We start from the raw sequence: 18,345 nt of genomic DNA on the forward strand, positions 1-18,345 counted from the left end.
CAGCTTATCGATTTGCTTGTGGCGATGTTGGTGACCTTTTCTGGAATATCAATTTTGGCAGTCTATGTCAGTAAATCCTATCAGGGCGAAACAAACCGCATTGAGCAACTGATGAAAGAATTAGCATTTAATAATGAAAAGCTAGAGGAGTCAGCAATACGTGATGCATTGACTGGTGTTTATAATCGTCGGTTTCTTACTGATTTTCTGGAACGAGAGCTGAAGTCCTGTGTCGAGACGAATAGTCATGTTTTTGTATTTATGCTTGATATTGACTTCTTCAAAAAAGTGAATGACCAGTATGGGCACGGTACGGGCGATGAAGTACTAAAAGTTTTTGCAAAAACGGTGCGAGATAGCTTGCGCCCTTCAGATGTCGTTGCACGATATGGTGGCGAAGAGTTTGTTGCGGTTCTTCACATTGAAGACTACAATGCAGCATTTGCGATTGCGGAGCGCGTGCGTCTGGCTATTAGTGCATTGGAATTTCGGTATGGTCTGAAAATTACCTCCAGCTTTGGTGTTGCTAAATCTAATACCAAGGACACCGCAGAATCTATTTTGGATAAAGCAGATGTCTGTCTGTACAAGGCAAAACAGACTGGACGGAATAAGGTCGTAATGGAGGAGTAATAAGAAAGAGAAGAAAACCCGTATGAACGTTGGGCTTTCTTCTCTTTTTTAAATCGTAAATATTGTGTTAATAATGAGTGATTGGTATATTAAGAAATTGTCTCCCCTAAATAGTTCGTTTTATTTTTTTTGTAATTCCTTTTCTATCTATTGCACTAAGGCATCTGCTTCCTGACACCATGAATCGTAGGAAATGGATAGAAGGGTTTTATCATAGCGTGAGAACGAAATTTGTGCCTGTTCTCCATTTTCACCTGTTACTCTGATATCAATGGTTGGGTCATTACTAGAAACACCCTGATTAGCATATTCAGCTGACTTGACCGAACCATGAACTGCATTGTATTTCTCTGCCATACTCTTTGCTAATGCCTCGTATGCTTCTGGATTTTTGGCGAGTTTTGCATCAAAACCTGTAGAGACTTTTTTCTTTAATGTTCTGGAATACTGTACAGAATGCAATTCACCTGTTTCAGCGTCTATACTGAAAAAATAGTTCTGTGTGCTTTTTCCCTTTCCATCAATCCACCAAGTGCCTACCCATGTTGCACGGTTATCTTCAGTTGCCGGATTATAAGCCATTTCCAGTGTTTTACCTTCTAAGTCAAGGTTATAGACTTCCCAGAAAGCTTGTGCACCAATTTCAGCCGCAGTGTCTCTTGTGATATCCTTTGCAGTAGGTTTTTTGTCGCGATAATATGGGAGGTTATCATCTACTACCGTATAATTTGCTTTCTTATATCCTTCTGCTGCGTTCTTCTGTGTTGATTGTGAATAGATTGAATCGTTAGACACCGCTGCTTGCGCAAACCCTTGTTGTAGTACAGTAGTGGAACCGATAATTACTGCAGCTGCTAAGGCTGCTTTTAAAAAATTTTTTTGTTTTACATCGTGTTTTTTCATCTCTGATCTCTCCTTTATTTTTTATTGTGTGATCACAAGAACAAATATATAGGTAGCAGATTATAGAGCTATAATAAAAATATTATCAAATTGTAAAAAATCAATTTATGCGATATTCACCAATGTAAGTGATTCTTTTTTATTTTTTATATAATGTGCATAATCTCTAAAATTTTGGTGTCTATATAAGTGAAAGGGGGTATTCTTATGGAAGATGACAGAATTATTGAACTATACTGGGAACGCAAAGAAGAGGCAATAGAAGAAACTAGTCAAAAATATGGTCGCTACTGCAAAAGTATCGCTTTGCGTATTTTAGAAAATATGGAATGTTGTGAAGAGTGCGTAAATGACACATGGTTCAACGCATGGAATGCTATACCACCACAGAGACCGACAACGCTCCGTATTTTTTTAGGTAGGATTACTCGAAATTTGGCATTAAACAGAGTGCGAGACCTTTCTTGTGAAAAACGTGGAGGAGGTCAAGCTGTTTTAGTGCTTGATGAACTAACAGATTGCATTCCTGTATCGCCTTCACCAGAGAAAGTTCTTGAAGATAAGGAAATCACAGCGTCTATAGAACGCTGGCTGGAGACATTATCAAAAGAAAAGCGAGTAGCATTTATTCGTCGATATTGGTATTGTGACAATCTGGCAGATGTAGCATCTTTTATGGGCTGGTCTGAAAGTAAGACAAATTCCCTTATCCAAAGGCTTAGAATTAATTTAAAACATCATTTACTAAAGGAGGGTATTACACTATGAAACAGGATAAACTTTCACGTTGTATTGGCAATATTGATGAAAAATTTATTAATGAAGCAGAGAACTATAGGAAGAAGAACAAAGGTATATGGGTTAAATGGAGTGCAGCAGTGGCTTGTATGTGTCTGATTATTGCAGTAGCAATACCGCTTGTTACAAAAGATAACAAGCAATCGCAGGTTATCAAGGACAACCCTAATGTTCCGGATGAAACAAATGAGACGAATGATATGATAAGTGATAATTATGATGTGTATGTGCCCAAGCTTCAATTGCCCAAGAATGCAAGTGCTGCCCAAATGGATATGATAGGTCTTTTTGTTTATCAGGGTAGAAGTTATACGCAAAGCAAGAGATATAGTATGGAAGAAGCTAGAGAAATAGAAGGTCTTGTAGGAGAATATATAGGTCACGCAATTGGCAATATTGATGAGTGGTCAAATCAAGATGAATATGCAGTAGAGTTTGCATCTACAGTCGAAGGAGATGTATATTCCGTAAAGGGATACAGCACACAATTTCGCCTATGTATGAAGGGAAGCTATAGCGATGAGAATGGCAATACCATAGCATATATAAACTTTTATGAAAATTTGAATGGAATAGGTCTTACAAATGGTAAGGATTTATTTGAAGAACGATTGAATCTTAGTGGGAATTGGAATACAGTAAAGTGTCAGGAACATGAGAACTGGAATAATGAGCCAACTTCAAATTATGTATATCATGATTTAGTTAATGTAATGGATGAAGATATCAATACATTTATAAAAGAGCTATGTGAGAGCAAATTTGAATACGTTTATGAAACCAATCCGAATATTTACGATGATTCTGTCAAGCAAAAACATTTATATTTCTATATGAATGACAATACTGTTGCGGAATTAAGATTGTTTGAAGGCGGATATGTGGGATACCAACATCTAGGATGGTATTTTGTGAAAATGCCTAGTGAGATATTTGAGTTGATATTTAGTGCATGCAAATAAAAAAGATATGAGGTTCTTCTTGAAAATTTACATTTAATAACTTAAACTTAAGATAATAGATTATAGTAGTGTATACTATAAATTGATGTTTTACGTTTGAAAAATCAATCAATAGAGAGAGGAGTACTATCATGCTAAATATATATTATGGCGATATGCCAGAGGCAATATATAATACTGCTGTATATTTTAAAAATGTATATGAAGAAGAATGGATTACGCAGCAGTTGTCGAGAGAGATGATAGCAGATGTGGATAAATCTATTGTTCTGGACAATGCAGTTGTTGATAGTCCTGTTTTAGGAAAGATTCCACCACTTAGCTTGTCGGGTGGAGTAAAAACACTGATTTTAATTGCAAATGTGCCAGAGAAAATCTTTAATGCATCTACCTGTGGAAATAATTGCGCAAAATGGCTATTGAAGATGGGCAGAGAAAAGGATATCACTATCAATCTACGCCATCTGATGGATTTTGGAAATGAGGAGTTTGAGGTGCGTATTCTGAACACAAATCAGATTGTTCACAATATGGCTGAATTGGTACCTATAGCTGGTTTGTATGTATAGAGGTGGATTATGAAAGGAAAATATAGAATCGTTATTGAAAACAAAAAAATCAAATACGATTTTGAGATAAAAAGAAATCTTACAATCATCAAAGGTGATAGTGCAACAGGAAAAACAACACTGGTGGACATGGTGGCGGAACCTTATGAAAATGGAGAAGATAGTGGTATTCATTTGCAATGTAAGAAAAACTGTGCAGTATTAGCAGGAAAGGATTGGAAAACGCTATTGGCAACGTTTCACAATAGTATTTTGTTTATTGATGAAGGAAATGCTTTTGTTGGCTCAAAAGAATTCTCGTCAGAAATTCAGAAGACAGATAATTACTTCGTAATTGTAACAAGAGAGGCATTGCCAACACTTCCTTACAGTGTTACAGAAATCTATGGTATTCGCAGCTCGGGGAAATATGGTATCTTGAAGCAAACTTATAATGAAATGTATAGCATTTATGGAAATCGGAATCAAAATGAGCAAATATGTCCAGATATAGTGATTACAGAAGATTCGGGCGCAGGATATCAGTTTTTTGATTATGTGTGCCACATGAGTAAGGCAACCTGTATTTCTGCGGCTGGAGTGGTTTTGGACCAGGAATGGAAAAGCTGATGACTTTGGTGAGTATTCGTAAGAAATTATACTTGTATCTTCCAGAATCCTTTGAATGGTTGATATTAAGTTCTGGTGTTGTGAAGGATAGTGAGTTGGAGAAGAATTTATCTGAGGCCTACAACTATGTGGAAAGTAGCAAATATGCAAGTTGGGAACAGTTTTTTACAGCATTGCTAGTAGAAAGAACAAAAGATAGTTATCTTGTATATATAAAGTGGGGATTAAATGAGGTGTACATTGAAGGCAATGTGAAAAAGGGGATTTTGGAGAAAATGGAGGAGATTATATTTCTATAAATGTAATGCGGAATTTATATGGAATGTGAGGATTTTATGACTTTACCTCATACTCTGATTAAAAGAACCATGTTGTCAGAATACCTTACTGAGTTAGAGTTTATATTTAATGAGAAACAGATTGTAATGAAAAGGAATGAGAAAATAGTTGATATAGAGAAATTGACTAGTTCATTTGAGGTGGTTCATGTAGATTTGCATGTTGATTTAGGACTCGGTTTTATTTTCACAGTAATGCTTCAATCTCCAAATTATATACTTGCGAGTGCTGACTATATTAAAGATATGTTTAGGGAATATACAGTTGAGTATTGAGTGTATAAAAAAAGAAAAAATTTTGGCGTACCTTATATGCTGTTTCAGCTTATAAGTAGAGGGATAAATCTTTCCGAAGCTAAAAGCGAAGTATTTGAAATCAAGATTCTGGTAAAATGATATTTAAGACAGATATGTATACCTTCTTGCTGTAAGTAATAGGGTATTAAAATAGAGCTATGCTTTAGTTTTCAAAAGATTTCAATCAGTAAAAAAATGTATGAATAATATTGAAATCTTTTGGTAAATGATGTAGAATGAATAAAGGATAATAATAAATTAACAGAAGTATTTATTCTGTCAGATGATAATTGATTATTGTAGATCTGCAGAGAATAGATAATTTGTTCTTATCGTTATATATTATTTTAAGAATAGGAAGTAGAAATGATATGCCATTAAATAAAGAACAATTCCTTAATCAATTTACACGTCAGGCACTGGATGAGAGGATTTCCCTATTTGTAGGTGCTGGCGCTTCGACTGGCGCAGGATATCCATCTTGGTATAACCTATTCAAGCCACTTGCAAAGGATCTTGGAACTGAACTGGATGAATCAACGAATTTCTATAGACTTGCACAATATTATTCTAATAAATTCGGACAAGCCGAACTCCGAAAACGAATTAACGATATCATAAACATAAATAATTTTCATAGCCCTTTGATTAATGAACTTATCGATATTGGATTTACAAATATATGGACTACGAACTTTGATAACGTTATAGAGCTTAATTACAAGAGCCGTAATATTTTGACTAATAAAGTGTTTAAGGATGCGGATTTGTCTAATATAGAGCTCAATAAGCGAATCAACATTTTGAAAATGAATTGAGATGTAACAAATATTGAAGGTATTGTTGCCACTCAAAAGGATTATGAAGAATACTCCGACAGTCATCGAATGATGCTGTTGTTTTTTAAGAGAGAGTTGATTTCCAGTACCTTTTTGTTTATAGGATATAGTTTTACGGATTATTTGGTGATGGACTGTTTAAGTGAAATTACAAGATATTTGGGTGACGCCGCTCCATTTCATTACACAATAATGAAGAATGACCCATGCAACCCATACTTTAACCATTTTATTGATGATATTGAACGCAGATACCATATCCGTGTACTTCTCGTGAACGAGTATACGGATATAATCTTTATACTTCGTGAATTGAATGATAGGATACGGAATAAAAGGGTTTTCATTTCAGGAGCATTCCGATCCTTTGACCAAAAAATTGAGGAGTATTCCCATAATCTGTCGCGTAGTATAACATCGCATCTTTTGGATAATGATTATCGTATCATAAATGGTATAGGCAGGCATTTCGGGACGCACATCATAGGGTATGCCAACGAGTATCTTGCAAAGAAGGGCGTTAAGGATACGGAAAAATATCTTATAGTTAAGCCTTTCGTTGGTCTAGGTGAAGAATCTTCGGAAGATAAAAAGAGGATGCGTGAGGAGGTCATCAGTAGGTGTGGTTCGGTAATATTTGTTTTTGGGGACTATAATCAACATTTCCCCAACCCCAACAGTGGTGTAAAAGAAGAGTTTGAAATTTCATTGGCAAACCATAAAAACATTATACCTATAGCATATCCAGGGATGAGGTCGGAGCTAATATGGAACGAAATAAAAAGCAACTTAACCAAGTATCCATACTTGGAGAAAAGTATTGATTTACTTACTTCCGGATATGATACAGATGAGCTTGCGAAAATAATTGTCTATATTTTAGACTCCGTACAGGATGTTATGTAATGTTCGATTAATATACATATTGAATTCTCCAATAACCATAACTCTCTGTAATCTATTGTCAAATTTAGGAGAGTTTCCGAGAATAACCTTTCGAATGCTTTGCTAGGCACCTCGCACAGAGGATCAATAGTTAGGCTCTTGGACTCTATAATTGTAAGATATGTAGCATAAAGTAACGCAACCCTGCTGTTAAGGTTTGCATTATCGACTTTTGTATACTTATCTAACAATGAATTCACTGGATTTGGAAGGAGTTGCGAATTGTCATCTACTATTTCCAAGATAGTTCTATATCTACAGTTATCCAAAATATCATGCGTGATTTTGCAAGCAATGTGATTGCATATTTCTAAAGTACCAGTGCTACGATAGGTTTCCTTAAATATTAAACTGCTGATCCAACTGAATTCGGAAGGGATTTCACAAGGTTTCAACTCATATAATACGGGAAAAATAACGACTTCTCTTTTATTGTATCTTGATTCAAGTATTTTTATTTCTTCTCTTGCGCATAATGAATCAACGGTGTTTCTTGACAAAATAATTAATGCGTATCCACACCTTCCAGCCCCTTCCTCAATATTTTTTTTTATACGATTATCCCCCATCACCATTTCATGTCTGTCGTACCAAATATCAACACCATAGTTTTTAAGATGGTAGACAACAGGTTGTACTATATCATAACGGTCTTTGGCGGAAAAACATACAAATAGCTTTTTGGAAAAATTTTTCATATTTACTCCTGATTTATTATTTCAAATTTATTAGATGTCTATATATCCAAGCTGCGATGCCATTGCAATCATTTGTTTCCGTGACATAATCGGCAGTTCTTTTAAGGAGGGGAATGGCATTGCCCATAGCCACACCGATACCGACATTTTTTATCATATCTATATCGTTTACGTCATCACCAAATGCTATCATTTGGGTAAGAGGTATACCAAACAATTCTGACGCTCTTTTGGCAGCATGGCCTTTGTTTGCATTTTTATGAACAATTATGGCATCACCAAATGTTGTGTGATAGAAAGTGCCTTCAATAGTCATATAATTTTGCAACGGGATGGATGTAAGGGAATCCGATTTCAACCGAATGCGTTGAACATCGCAGTTCGGTAATTTATTGAGGCTACACTCTTTCCTCTCCCCCGACTCCATATGGCATATTTCTTCGCGAATGCTTGAATAGCTCCATGGTTCATGATGTACATCAATTATCATGTCAGGAAAATCCTTGTTCAATCTTAGCAGCATCAAAGCTGCCTGTTTGTATGGCAACGCGTTGCTTTCAATTAAATGGTCTTTCGCATATATTTCCGCTCCGTTATAGAAAGCTATAAAATCGTATGGCAATCTATCCAAAAGGCGGATGTTCTTCTTTGACCTAGACCGCGCGGTAACAAAGCCTATATGATATCCTTTGTGTTTGCAGTCCTTAATGGCATTTTCTGTTATAGGGGACACAATGTTGTCAGAGGTTAATAATGTTCCGTCTAAATCAAACAGAATCATTTGGTTTTTCATTTAATTAAAACATTCCTTTCATATGAATAGGTTATTTGCGCCATTGGCAGCTTGCGTTATAACAAACGCATTCCTCACTTATTATCTCAAACACTGAAGAGTATACTTTATCAATATCCTGATTAGCATTTATTCTCAAAATAGCATACTTTTCATGAGGAATCATGGTTTCGTATCTTGCTTTTTTCATTATTAAAGATTCTTCGCTTTCGCTAAAATGTGGCATTATTCCGCTTCTTTCGCTTCTTTCTTTAATCCTATCTAAAACAGTATCAATGTCTGCATCAAAATAGATTCCTAGATCAGGAGTCGGTAAACATTCTAAAGCCCTTGATATACACTTATACGAAGGCTCCAGAAAAAGGTCAGCATATAATTTGATGCATATAGCGTACCTATCAAGGATTACATTTTGGCCATTGTTCAGAATAGGTAATATTGTATTAAACATCTTATAGATAACACTACCAATGTGAAGTACATGCTTAAATTCATGTGAAAAGAAATCGCATCTAGAAAAGTGCAGCTTGTTTTCTGCTCGATATAATTCTTCTTCAAATACAGCGGTTGTCAAGCAGGATGTATATACCGTATTCTCTAACCCACTATTCTCTAACATTTTTAAGGCGGTAGATTTTCCGCTTCCGTCTATTCCAAACAAAAAGATTAACTTACCTCTCACTTCATTACCCTCACTTATATAACGTTAATTTATTATTATCCTTTATTCATACTAATAAGATTCCGAGGATGCTTACTCGTCAATATATCTTTTTGTTTAGTCATAGAGACATGCGTATATATTTCTGTAGTAGTAATAGAACTATGTCCAAGCATCTTCTGAATATAACGTATATCAACATCTTCCTCTAAAAGCAGAGTCGCAAACGAGTGTCGGAACATATGAGGGGTTATGTGTAAGTTTATAGAAGCAATGTCTACATATCTATTTATCATAAAACGTACGGACTGATCGGAAAGTCTTTTTTTTAAACGATTCACAAAATAATAACCACAAACATTCATAGTGTCAGCAAATTCATGTTGATAGGCTTGTAAAGCTTGGATTACTTCTGGATTTCCTATCTGTATCATCCGTTCCTTTGAACCTTTTCCATAGATTAAGAGATTTTGACTTGCTAAGTTAACATCTTCAGGGGTTAACAAACATAGTTCAGAAATACGAATACCTGTAGCAAAGAGTAATTCAATTACAGCAATATCTCTAATAATACTCTTTCTTTGATATTCTGTTTCTGCTAAATCTTTTTGTTGGTAGATAGTCTTTAATAAGGTCTGTATTGTATGAAAAGGTATTGTCTTTGGTAATAGTTGTGGTTCTCTGAACTTTATATTGATTTTATTAAAAGGATTACTTGATATTATCTCTTCAAATTCTAAGTATTGAATAAAAGCTTTTAAACTTGCAATTTTGCGTTTAATAGATTTTGGCTTATATAATTTGTGGATTTCTGTGATATATCTATTTATAGAATTTTTCTCAAAAGGTTCGATATTCCACTGTAAAACCATATCTTTAAATTGTCTCAAGTCAATTGTATAGGCCTTTAATGTTTTTAAATCGAGATTTTTTCTAAATTTGCAATAATCTAAATATTCCATTATCTGTATTTCTAAATTGTTCATGTCATACACTCCTAAAGTTTTTATTATATTATGCACTATAAACGGATAAATTTCGACAAAATTTTTATTGCATTTTTTTAGTTATTGACTTAAACCTAACTTTAGGTTTTATAGTAATTATATTATTATAGACTCTGAGTTTATGGTGGGAGATGATTAAAAGAAGAGAATCATTTGAAGCAACAATAAATTTTATTAAAAGAGAGAAGAAGATACAATTAAAAAAATGATAGGATGTGTATAACATGTCACTCGAAAAATTTATAGAGCATGTAAATCAGAAAAATCCGATTATTGGAGCTTCAGAAATGCACTTGTATATCTGTGGTCTTGCACAGGAGGCCATGCAGATTACTGCAGAATTGAATAACTTTTGTCATGAACCATGCGATATTTATCTTTGGTCAGACAGCAGTCTGGTATTATTCTATACCTCATTTTCAAATTCATACAATTATGTTCCCATTGGATATATTGTTGATGTGACTGAATTGACAGATGCCTTGGGAAGCGGAAGTGTGAGCATAGAATTTAAAGCAGAGAGGGCAGATGCAAAATAAGAGATTGATATTTGAACTTTTTTTATAATCCTTTTTTGATTTAAAAGCTAACTTTGAAGAGGTTACTGTTAGAGCATGTCTGAAAATTGATTTACAGACAAAATAGAGGAGGTTGTAACAGTAAGTACAAAAATATACAAAAATGCCAGAATCCTTAAAATCAATAAGCAATTCTGGCATTTCCTTCATTAAATTTAATTCTATAAAAATCTACTTCGATGCAAAGTTTTCAAAATACCCAGAAATCCAAATAATCGGAGTTCCCTTATCACCACTACCACTCATTAAATCACATAAACTTCCTAGTAGGTCAGTATAACGACGAGGTGTTGTTCCAAGTGCTTGGTCACCTAATTCGTTATCTTTTGACTTAATAGCTTCTTCCATAGCGGCTCTAGCTTCTTCTTCGGATTTACCTGCAAAGTCATTGTCTAATAAGAACTTTAATTTCAATTCATTAGGTGTTCCGTTAAGTCCACTCGTGTAAGCAGGAGAAACAACAGGGTCAGCAAGCTCCCAAATCTTTCCTACAGGATCTTTGAATGCGCCATCACCATAAACCATAACTTCAACCCTTTTGCCAGTCTTTTCAAGAAGTGTTGCTTGAATTTGATCAACTAATCCTTGACAGTCTCTTGGGAAAAGTTTAACTTTGTCTTCTGTTGCTTTATTAGAACCTAATAAACCGTAGTTTTCATTATAGCCACTACCATCTACAGATTCAGCAAGGATTTCATCTAAACCATAAACAATTTCAGCACCAGCAGCTTTTAGAATACGTTTCGTTCTTTGGCGAGTATGGATATCACATGCTAATACATTTTTCGTATATGTAAGTACAGCGCGTGGATCATTAGCAAAGATTAACTCAATGTTATCACCAAAGCTTTTATAATATTCAGCATAATCCATTCCTGTAAATGGATGTTTTACGTCATAACCAAATAATTCACGGTATTTCTTTTCGTCTAATACGTCAGTATATGGATTTACTCCAGCTTTATCTAACATATCCCAATCAATTAATTGATTTCCAACTTCGTCAGAAGGGTAAGAAAGCATAATATAAAGTTTCTTACAACCACCAACAATTCCTCTTAGAAGATTAGAGAAACGATTTCTAGAGAGAATTGGGAAAACGATTGCAAGTTCTTCGCCATTGAATTTATTTCGTACATCAGTGGCGATTTGCTCTACTGTTGCAAAGTTATTTTGTGAACGTGCAACAATTGCCTCTGTCATACCGATTACATCTCTATCTTGAAGCTCAATTCCATTTTCATTTGCAGCATTAAGCACACTGTCTACTACGATATTTGCTAAGTTATCTCCAGGTTGAATCATAGGAGCGCGAACGCCTCTGGCTACAGTTCCTAAAGTACGCATATAAAAACCTCACTTTTATCCATATTTTTAATACTGTTATATTGTACCCTTTATCCAGTGATAAGTACAATCAATATTTCTAATGATAGATATAATCTTAGATTATATTACTAATTAGTTATCTACCCCAAGAATTTTGATAGAAAATATTGCTGAAAGAGAGGATTATATGTGGTATAGTAAATAATGTAATTTAATATTTGTCGTAAAAGTATGAAAAAATGATGCATTTATGATGTATAATGTATTAGGGTGTGTTTGGAAAGGTGGTGCATATGAGAAAAAGGAATTATTATATACTATTATTTGTATGTTTACTGTGTGTATTTCAATCTGCTGTATCTGTTACAGCTAGACCTTTAATAGGGGGAGTAGAGTCCTCTGCTAGTGAAGAAGATACTGTAGTGGGTGAAACAAGCGAATTGATGGTGCAATACCAAGAGTATGAACAGCGGTTTGCAGCGATAGAAGAGAGAAGCGATATTGTTGAAAACGGTTTTGATATTATAAAGTATCACGAGATCCCTGTTGTATTTGAGACATTTGGTGAGGAAGAGGTTACATTTATACTGGCACTAGATAGGCAGTATGCGCGTATGGTAATTTTTATAGCAGATAAGCAAGGTACTATTTTATATAAAACAAATCAATTAGAGACAAACAACCGATGCCTAGGGGAAATGAAACAGCCAACGAAAGGAAGTGTGGCAATATCGTTTCAAGATGTGAATAAGGATGGATTGACAGATATTATAATGATTACTAATTGTGAAAATAGTACAGGTGACTATGCGGGAAAGTCCTACAAGATTGGGGATGTATTGTTTCAAGGTGAGAAGACATTTTATCGGGACTATAGAATCTCAGACAAATTGAACCGTTTTAGTATGAACAAAAGTATTGCTTGCATCGTAGCATATGTTCGGGACGGTATCTCTACGGAAGTACTGTACACGGCATCTACATTGAAGGAATTGACAGATCAAAACTTTAAGATTATTCAAGAACAATGCTATTGGAGGGACTTTGAGAAGCAAGGAAGACTTCAAGTTGTGCCAGGAGTTATGTGTATTGCAGAATATAATATTTTTATGATTTACCTTGTGAATGAGCAGGGCAATATCGTGTGGAGTTTCCAGCCGATGGGTGACTATGCGAATCTTTATTCCTTGAAAGGTATGACGGGTAGAGATATGGACGGAGACGGCATGAAGGATTTGGTTGTACTTGCTAGGTACAGTAACGAAGGACCCGATGGAAAGCCGATTGTAGAAAGTGACTGTGCAATCTATTACCAACGAACTACAGGTTTCGATGTGGACACTGAATTTAAAAAGTTTTATAAATGTACGGAAGAAGATACGTTAGAAAAATTGGTAAAAAAGATAAGAAAATACTGGGGGTGGCCACAAGATAATGATTAAGATACTAATCGTAGATGACGAAAAACCAATTTGTGATTTAATTGATATAAACCTGACTGATGCGGGGTATTGTTGCAAAGCGGTGCAGGATGGACTAGAGGCCATAGATTTAATTGAACGGGAACCGTTTGACTTGATATTATTAGATGTTATGTTACCTGGAGCAAATGGATATGACATTATGGAATATATCTATCCGTTGAAGATACCTGTTATTTTTATTACAGCAAAGCATGAAGTAAAAGATCGTGTAAAAGGGTTGAAGCTTGGAGCAGATGATTACTTGGTGAAACCATTTGAAGTAGTGGAATTGGTGGCTAGAGTGGAAGTGGTACTTAGAAGGTATAACAAAGCGCAACGTTTACTTAGTGCGGGAGATATTGTGGTGGATATTGAAGCTAGAAAAGTAACTAGAGGAGGTCGGCCAGTCGTGTTGACAAATAAGGAATATGGTCTTCTAGTCTTGTTTATACGTAACAAAAACATTGCTCTTTTCAGAGAGAGACTATATGAAATGGTGTGGGGGGATGAGTACTTTGCAGATAGTCGAACTCTTGATTTGCATGTACAAAGACTTCGCAAGAAGATGGGATGGGAAGACAATTTGGTAGCAGTATATAAGATTGGTTATCGATTGGAGATAGAAGATTAGGGCGTGTATGAAAAATGATTTTTCGAGCAGGTTCGAGTATAACCAGAAAGGGATTGCATGAAATTTTCGTATAAAATCTTACTATGCACCGTTATTATCATGGCGGCGGCATTTGGGTTTAGTGGCTACTTTTTTGTAAACTATGTATTTGAGACAGCCCTAGACAGAGAAATAAATCAAGCAATGGATGACAGCAATATTCTTCAATTTGCTTTTGAGACAGCAGCACTTAATGTTCCGTCCAAATACAATATATTACAGGATACCGTTGTGGAACAAATTGGTTCAAAACTAGAGAGTAGCGGACAGGATACGGGGCGTTTGCTACGTCTATCAGGTGAGGAAAGAAAAGTCCTCTATGTTAGTGATGGTTTTGTGGAGGATGGATTACTTATTCAGAGTATAGAGCCAGATACTCACAATTATCGAATAATACAGCAACAGGAACATTATTATATTCAGACTGGAATTCAAGTTAATGCATTGAACAGAGTATTGTATTTGGAAACAATGAAGGATGTAACAGTAGTATTTGAGGAGAGAATGTTGGGTTTTTCTGTTTACCGTCAAGTAACGTTACTGATGCTTCTTTGTAGCTCCGTGGTAATGCTCTTTCTATCAAGTTGGTTGACTAGGCCTATTCGTTTATTGGCGGAGGCTACAGGGAAGATGGCGAAGGGAGACTACGGATATCGTGCAAAGCGAATTAGTAATGATGAGTTAGGTTCCTTGACTATGGACTATAATAGGATGGCAAATGCATTAGAAGAAAATATAGATCAATTAAAGGAAGAGGTTCAGTCAAAAGAAGACTTTATTGCGGCTTTTGCTCATGAACTAAAGACACCATTAACAGCAATTATTGGCTATGCAGATTTACTACGTTCTCGTAAGTTAGATGACGAAAGAAATTTTTTGTCAGCGAATTACATTTATACAGAAGGAAAACGGTTGGAGGCAATGTCTTTTCGTTTGCTAGATATTATAGTTACAAAGCGAGAAAGTATCAAACCACAGAAGATAGAGGCAGAGATTCTTTTTGAGTATCTGGAATACATATTCAGTGAGAATACAGAGATGAAGTTTGCATTTTCTTATGAGACAGGAAAGATTTATGCGGAAGTAGATCTATTAAAATCCGTGCTATTAAATTTGATTGATAATGCATGTAAAGCTTCCGAATCTGGAAGCATGATAGAAGTAAAAGGAACGTTAGTGGAGAATGGATATCAGTTTGAAGTAAAGGATTCTGGCTTGGGAATTCCTAAAGAGGATTTGAAAAAGGTAACACAAGCGTTTTATATGGTAGATAAATCACGCTCACGTAGTCGAAAGGGTGCTGGTCTTGGATTAGCACTGTGTGCAGAAATTCTATATCTACACCACAGTGAGTTGGAAATAGAAAGTGTGGAAGGTCAAGGAACTTGTATCCGTTTTATACTTCCTAAGGAGGAGGTGTGCTGTGAAAAGGAGTAAAAAAAATCTTTTTTTTCTACTAGTGGCTGTTTTGGTTATGGTATTGGCAGTGTGGGGACCAGAAAAGTTGGCAAGGTACAAAGATGACATGATTTTGAATCAGATTACGGCAGAACCAATGGAGACGGAAACGGAAGGATATCGTTATTCCATGAGTAGCAATGATAAGTTGTATCTGTTGTCAAAGTGTCTCAGTAATCAAGTTCAACCAGAAAGTGATCTAAGTGCTATGACAAGAACTAACTCAGGAGATATGGACTATCAAGAACTAACAGGAACGTATGCTTTTGTAGTCAGTCATAAAGATGGAACAGGTAGGGAAATAAGCGATGAAGAGGTTTTTGATACTTGTAATCAAGAACTTGGTATACTAAAAGAACTGGGGATTTTGCCGAACACGGTAAAGGATGTGCAGACGACTGCATATAGTGCGGTGTTGTATTCTGCTATTGATGTACCTGCACCACGTAATAACGTATTGGTGTGGAAGGTAGAACTTTCTACAGGAAAACAGAATGCCAATAAGAAAAACAGATTGCTAGATGCGTATATTGATGCAGATACAGGAAAATTATATGAGTTTTATGTACGTACCGAATTATCTTGGTCAGATATTAATCCTGATGAAATAATAGAAAAATGGAGTACCTATATGGGGTTAGAGGAGTGGGAAGCATATGAGCCAGTTAATCCTCTAGCAGAGACAACACCGTGCTTTCGAAAATACCGTTTTGCAGGTATGGATGGAGGATATACGGTGGTGACGATTGGTTTTTATGAAGGAATTAATGAGCTTTTTTTAAAAGTTTCTAAATAATAAGCTTTTCGTAACAAATGATGCAATTATGATGTGAAAAATATGACATTTTGATGTAGCTTCTGTGTAAACTGAAAGAAACAGTTACACAGGAGTTTGTTTTATAAATCCTCTATCATGGAAATACACGGGAAAAGAAAAGGAGCATCATTATGTACGGAAGTTTAACGGCAGGACACGGATATTTAAAAAGAAAAACATTGTTAACAAGGCATCGCAGGAGAAGATTATTTTGGTGTGGCTTATTGATCTCATCTGCTTTAGGAGTATGCTTGGGATTGCTTTTATGGTCGGATATGAAACAGGGGATACCTAGGGTTCAGCAGGCAGACAATTTCTCTGAAGTGACAACACCTGGTGGAACAGAAATAGTGCCTGAGGAAAATCTGTACATAGAAAAAATAGAAGAAGAGTCTCAAACACCTAAAATCGCCATTGATGCTGGGCATGGGGGAGTAGATGCTGGTTGTAATAGAGAGAATGTTTTAGAAAAGGAAATAAATCTAAGTATTGCAATGCTGCTAAAAGATCGACTTGAAGAAAAAGGATACGATGTAGTGATGATTAGAAATGGGGATTACGGTCTTAGTTTGGAAGAGCGAGTAAAAATAGCGGAAGAGGAACACGCAGATATTTTCGTCAGTATTCACCAGAATGTCTGTGAGGAATCTGATAAAGTAAAAGGAATTGAAACTTGGTATTATCCGGATGAATCTGGAAATAATAAAAGATTAGCAGGCGTCATTCATCAACAGACAATGCAAGTTATTGATACAAAGGATAGAGGATTGCGAGAAAGCGCAGAGTTATATGTGATACGTGAGACTTCTATGCCATCTTGTCTAATTGAAACGGGTTTCATGACAAATAAAAAGGAACGTGAGCTATTAGCTACGAAAAAGTATCAGAAGCAGCTTGCAGAGGGAATTGCTCAAGGAATAGAATTTTATTTTCATCCTAAGACAATGTATTTGACTTTTGATGATGGGCCATCAAAGGAAAATACAATTGCAATATTAGACATTTTAAAGGAAAGAAATATTAAGGCAACATTTTTTGTGGTAGGGGAAAATGTTCTTCGGTATCCTGAGATTGCAAGACGTATTGTGGACGAAGGACATACAATTGGTATTCACTGTAACCAGCATGATTATGAAGCAATCTATGCAAATGTGGACAGCTATGTGGCTGATTTTGAGAAGGCATACGAGATTGTCCGTGAGGTTACAGGTGCGGAAGCAAAGTTATTCCGTTTTCCAGGTGGCAGTATTAATGCTTATAATAAAGATACGTATGAAGATATTATTGCAGAGATGGAAGGGCGAGGTTTTGTTTATTTTGATTGGAATGCTGGTTTGGAGGACGCGGTGACAAAAGCCGATCCTGAAGTTTTGATAAAGAATGCAAAGGAAAGTACGTTAAAAAGGAAAAAAGTGATTATGTTAGCTCATGACACGGTTCATGCTACTGCAGTTTGTTTGGAGGAGCTATTGGATCAATTTCCAGAGTACCAGATGAAGCCACTGACTGAGGAGGTGCTTCCGATACAGTTTTAATCGTAAAAAGTCATCAAATTGATAGATTTTTATTTGCAAAAAAACCAATTGAATTATACTGATTTTAAAGTGGTTGAATTCGACCACTTTAAAACAGAAACTTATTATTGCATGAAGTGTATGAATCAGTTATAATGATTCTTGTAGATAAGTCACTTAACTGTAATATTGTTATATAATGATATTACAAGCAATCTCTTTGCACTGCATTACATTTCGATAGTAGAAATGCGCGATCAACAGTACAAACTGAGCAGGCGATGAACCTAATTGGTATTAGGTCATGGGGCCGGGCCATTAAGCATGGCAACAGATAGTAAATTATTACACATCTGTGGGACAGTAGTATGTTCCATTGGTGTGTTTTTTTATACCCACTAGGAACAAATAACGTTGTATGGAGTGCCATAGAGTTGTCAAAAAATTGCCGTTAAGGCGAAATG

21 protein-coding genes and 1 riboswitch are annotated in these 18,345 nt (G+C 35.6%); of the genes, 15 read left to right on the forward strand and 6 right to left on the reverse strand.

What is annotated here, in order from left to right; genetic code table 11:
- Positions 1–633 (forward strand): GGDEF domain-containing protein (locus tag RMR19_RS04520; protein WP_310602308.1); only part of this gene is annotated, 633 nt, incomplete at its 5' end.
- Positions 634–780: 147 nt separating this feature from the next.
- On the opposite strand, the gene RMR19_RS04525 is transcribed toward RMR19_RS04520, so the two are convergent.
- Positions 781–1,536 carry a hypothetical protein gene (locus RMR19_RS04525; protein WP_310602309.1) on the reverse strand — a complete coding sequence of 252 codons (756 nt, stop codon included), beginning with the start codon at positions 1,534–1,536 and terminating at the stop codon, positions 781–783.
- A 207-nt stretch (positions 1,537–1,743) separates the two neighbouring features.
- On the opposite strand from RMR19_RS04525, the gene RMR19_RS04530 reads away from it, so the two are divergent.
- From RMR19_RS04530 to RMR19_RS04565, 8 genes are all read left to right on the forward strand, one after another.
- On the forward strand, positions 1,744–2,304 hold the full coding sequence (locus tag RMR19_RS04530) for an RNA polymerase sigma factor (protein ID WP_310602310.1): 561 nt from the start codon (positions 1,744–1,746) through the stop codon (positions 2,302–2,304).
- Positions 2,301–3,296: a hypothetical protein gene (locus RMR19_RS04535; protein WP_310602311.1), complete on the forward strand. Its 996-nt coding sequence runs from the start codon at positions 2,301–2,303 to the stop codon at positions 3,294–3,296. Before RMR19_RS04530 ends, RMR19_RS04535 begins: the two co-directional genes overlap by 4 nt.
- Before the next feature lie 131 nt (positions 3,297–3,427).
- Entirely contained in the window at positions 3,428–3,865 is a 438-nt protein-coding gene (locus RMR19_RS04540) for a DUF4869 domain-containing protein (protein ID WP_310602312.1), read from the forward strand.
- 9 nt (positions 3,866–3,874) lie between these two features.
- Positions 3,875–4,474: a hypothetical protein gene (locus RMR19_RS04545; protein WP_310602313.1), complete on the forward strand. Its 600-nt coding sequence runs from the start codon at positions 3,875–3,877 to the stop codon at positions 4,472–4,474.
- A complete protein-coding gene (locus RMR19_RS04550) occupies positions 4,462–4,773 on the forward strand; it encodes a hypothetical protein (protein ID WP_310602314.1) in 312 nt (103 codons plus the stop codon). The genes RMR19_RS04545 and RMR19_RS04550 overlap by 13 nt, the downstream gene beginning before the upstream one ends.
- A gap of 36 nt (positions 4,774–4,809) precedes the next feature.
- On the forward strand, positions 4,810–5,088 hold the full coding sequence (locus RMR19_RS04555) for a hypothetical protein (protein ID WP_310602315.1): 279 nt from the start codon (positions 4,810–4,812) through the stop codon (positions 5,086–5,088).
- Between the two features lie 392 nt (positions 5,089–5,480).
- Positions 5,481–5,927 carry a hypothetical protein gene (locus RMR19_RS04560; protein ID WP_310602316.1) on the forward strand — a complete coding sequence of 149 codons (447 nt, stop codon included), beginning with the start codon at positions 5,481–5,483 and terminating at the stop codon, positions 5,925–5,927.
- Between the two features lie 21 nt (positions 5,928–5,948).
- Positions 5,949–6,854, forward strand: a complete 906-nt coding sequence (locus tag RMR19_RS04565) for an SIR2 family protein (protein WP_310602348.1) — start codon at positions 5,949–5,951, stop codon at positions 6,852–6,854.
- Here the strand turns inward: RMR19_RS04565 and RMR19_RS04570 are convergent.
- From RMR19_RS04570 to RMR19_RS04585, 4 genes are read right to left on the reverse strand one after another with little or no spacing between them, the layout of a single operon-like run.
- Positions 6,821–7,591 carry a toll/interleukin-1 receptor domain-containing protein gene (locus RMR19_RS04570; RefSeq protein ID WP_310602317.1) on the reverse strand — a complete coding sequence of 257 codons (771 nt, stop codon included), beginning with the start codon at positions 7,589–7,591 and terminating at the stop codon, positions 6,821–6,823. The two genes, RMR19_RS04565 and RMR19_RS04570, sit on opposite strands and share 34 nt — an antisense overlap.
- 16 nt (positions 7,592–7,607) lie before the next feature.
- Positions 7,608–8,384, reverse strand: a complete 777-nt coding sequence (locus tag RMR19_RS04575) for an HAD family hydrolase (protein WP_310602318.1) — start codon at positions 8,382–8,384, stop codon at positions 7,608–7,610.
- Between the two features lie 31 nt (positions 8,385–8,415).
- Positions 8,416–9,045 carry a dTMP kinase gene (locus tag RMR19_RS04580; protein WP_310602319.1) on the reverse strand — a complete coding sequence of 210 codons (630 nt, stop codon included), beginning with the start codon at positions 9,043–9,045 and terminating at the stop codon, positions 8,416–8,418.
- A gap of 56 nt (positions 9,046–9,101) precedes the next feature.
- Positions 9,102–10,031 (reverse strand): tyrosine-type recombinase/integrase, encoded by a 930-nt coding sequence (locus tag RMR19_RS04585; protein WP_310602320.1) that lies wholly within the window; start codon positions 10,029–10,031, stop codon positions 9,102–9,104.
- 245 nt (positions 10,032–10,276) lie between these two features.
- On the opposite strand from RMR19_RS04585, the gene RMR19_RS04590 reads away from it, so the two are divergent.
- On the forward strand, positions 10,277–10,591 hold the full coding sequence (locus RMR19_RS04590; RefSeq protein ID WP_310602321.1) for a cyclophilin-like fold protein: 315 nt from the start codon (positions 10,277–10,279) through the stop codon (positions 10,589–10,591).
- 210 nt (positions 10,592–10,801) lie between these two features.
- Here RMR19_RS04590 and RMR19_RS04595 read toward each other — a convergent pair whose 3' ends face one another.
- Entirely contained in the window at positions 10,802–11,977 is a 1,176-nt protein-coding gene (locus tag RMR19_RS04595; RefSeq protein ID WP_310602322.1) for a coenzyme F420-0:L-glutamate ligase, read from the reverse strand.
- A gap of 275 nt (positions 11,978–12,252) precedes the next feature.
- On the opposite strand from RMR19_RS04595, the gene RMR19_RS04600 reads away from it, so the two are divergent.
- The 5 genes from RMR19_RS04600 (at position 12,253) to RMR19_RS04620 (ending at position 17,902) form a co-directional block, all read left to right on the forward strand.
- Positions 12,253–13,401 carry a VCBS repeat-containing protein gene (locus tag RMR19_RS04600; RefSeq protein WP_310602323.1) on the forward strand — a complete coding sequence of 383 codons (1,149 nt, stop codon included), beginning with the start codon at positions 12,253–12,255 and terminating at the stop codon, positions 13,399–13,401.
- Positions 13,394–14,053, forward strand: coding sequence for a response regulator transcription factor (locus RMR19_RS04605; protein WP_310602324.1), 660 nt, complete (start codon positions 13,394–13,396; stop codon positions 14,051–14,053). Before RMR19_RS04600 ends, RMR19_RS04605 begins: the two co-directional genes overlap by 8 nt.
- Before the next feature lie 57 nt (positions 14,054–14,110).
- Positions 14,111–15,529, forward strand: a complete 1,419-nt coding sequence (locus RMR19_RS04610; protein WP_310602325.1) for a sensor histidine kinase — start codon at positions 14,111–14,113, stop codon at positions 15,527–15,529.
- Positions 15,516–16,346 (forward strand): hypothetical protein, encoded by an 831-nt coding sequence (locus tag RMR19_RS04615; protein WP_310602326.1) that lies wholly within the window; start codon positions 15,516–15,518, stop codon positions 16,344–16,346. Before RMR19_RS04610 ends, RMR19_RS04615 begins: the two co-directional genes overlap by 14 nt.
- Positions 16,347–16,498: 152 nt before the next feature.
- Entirely contained in the window at positions 16,499–17,902 is a 1,404-nt protein-coding gene (locus tag RMR19_RS04620) for an N-acetylmuramoyl-L-alanine amidase (RefSeq protein WP_310602327.1), read from the forward strand.
- Positions 17,903–18,141: 239 nt separating this feature from the next.
- A riboswitch (NiCo riboswitch) is annotated at positions 18,142–18,247 on the forward strand.
- Positions 18,248–18,345: the final 98 nt, after the last annotated feature.

Source organism: Anaerosporobacter sp. (genome assembly GCF_031551385.1).
Lineage (GTDB): Bacteria > Bacillota > Clostridia > Lachnospirales > Lachnospiraceae > Anaerosporobacter.

Excerpts from the sequence above, each read along its gene's own strand:
- RMR19_RS04575 (WP_310602318.1), bottom strand. The coding sequence starts at position 8,384 with ATGAAAAACCAAATGATTCTGTTTGATTTAGACGGAACATTATTAACC.
- RMR19_RS04610 (WP_310602325.1), top strand. The coding sequence starts at position 14,111 with ATGAAATTTTCGTATAAAATCTTACTATGCACCGTTATTATCATGGCG.
- RMR19_RS04545 (WP_310602313.1), top strand. The coding sequence starts at position 3,875 with ATGAAAGGAAAATATAGAATCGTTATTGAAAACAAAAAAATCAAATAC.
- RMR19_RS04560 (WP_310602316.1), top strand. The coding sequence starts at position 5,481 with ATGCCATTAAATAAAGAACAATTCCTTAATCAATTTACACGTCAGGCA.
- RMR19_RS04600 (WP_310602323.1), top strand. The coding sequence starts at position 12,253 with ATGAGAAAAAGGAATTATTATATACTATTATTTGTATGTTTACTGTGT.
- RMR19_RS04605 (WP_310602324.1), top strand. The coding sequence starts at position 13,394 with ATGATTAAGATACTAATCGTAGATGACGAAAAACCAATTTGTGATTTA.
- RMR19_RS04585 (WP_310602320.1), bottom strand. The coding sequence starts at position 10,031 with ATGAACAATTTAGAAATACAGATAATGGAATATTTAGATTATTGCAAA.
- RMR19_RS04535 (WP_310602311.1), top strand. The coding sequence starts at position 2,301 with ATGAAACAGGATAAACTTTCACGTTGTATTGGCAATATTGATGAAAAA.
- RMR19_RS04570 (WP_310602317.1), bottom strand. The coding sequence starts at position 7,591 with ATGAAAAATTTTTCCAAAAAGCTATTTGTATGTTTTTCCGCCAAAGAC.
- RMR19_RS04595 (WP_310602322.1), bottom strand. The coding sequence starts at position 11,977 with ATGCGTACTTTAGGAACTGTAGCCAGAGGCGTTCGCGCTCCTATGATT.
- RMR19_RS04550 (WP_310602314.1), top strand. The coding sequence starts at position 4,462 with ATGGAAAAGCTGATGACTTTGGTGAGTATTCGTAAGAAATTATACTTG.
- RMR19_RS04620 (WP_310602327.1), top strand. The coding sequence starts at position 16,499 with ATGTACGGAAGTTTAACGGCAGGACACGGATATTTAAAAAGAAAAACA.
- RMR19_RS04530 (WP_310602310.1), top strand. The coding sequence starts at position 1,744 with ATGGAAGATGACAGAATTATTGAACTATACTGGGAACGCAAAGAAGAG.
- RMR19_RS04525 (WP_310602309.1), bottom strand. The coding sequence starts at position 1,536 with ATGAAAAAACACGATGTAAAACAAAAAAATTTTTTAAAAGCAGCCTTA.
- RMR19_RS04555 (WP_310602315.1), top strand. The coding sequence starts at position 4,810 with ATGACTTTACCTCATACTCTGATTAAAAGAACCATGTTGTCAGAATAC.
- RMR19_RS04590 (WP_310602321.1), top strand. The coding sequence starts at position 10,277 with ATGTCACTCGAAAAATTTATAGAGCATGTAAATCAGAAAAATCCGATT.
- RMR19_RS04540 (WP_310602312.1), top strand. The coding sequence starts at position 3,428 with ATGCTAAATATATATTATGGCGATATGCCAGAGGCAATATATAATACT.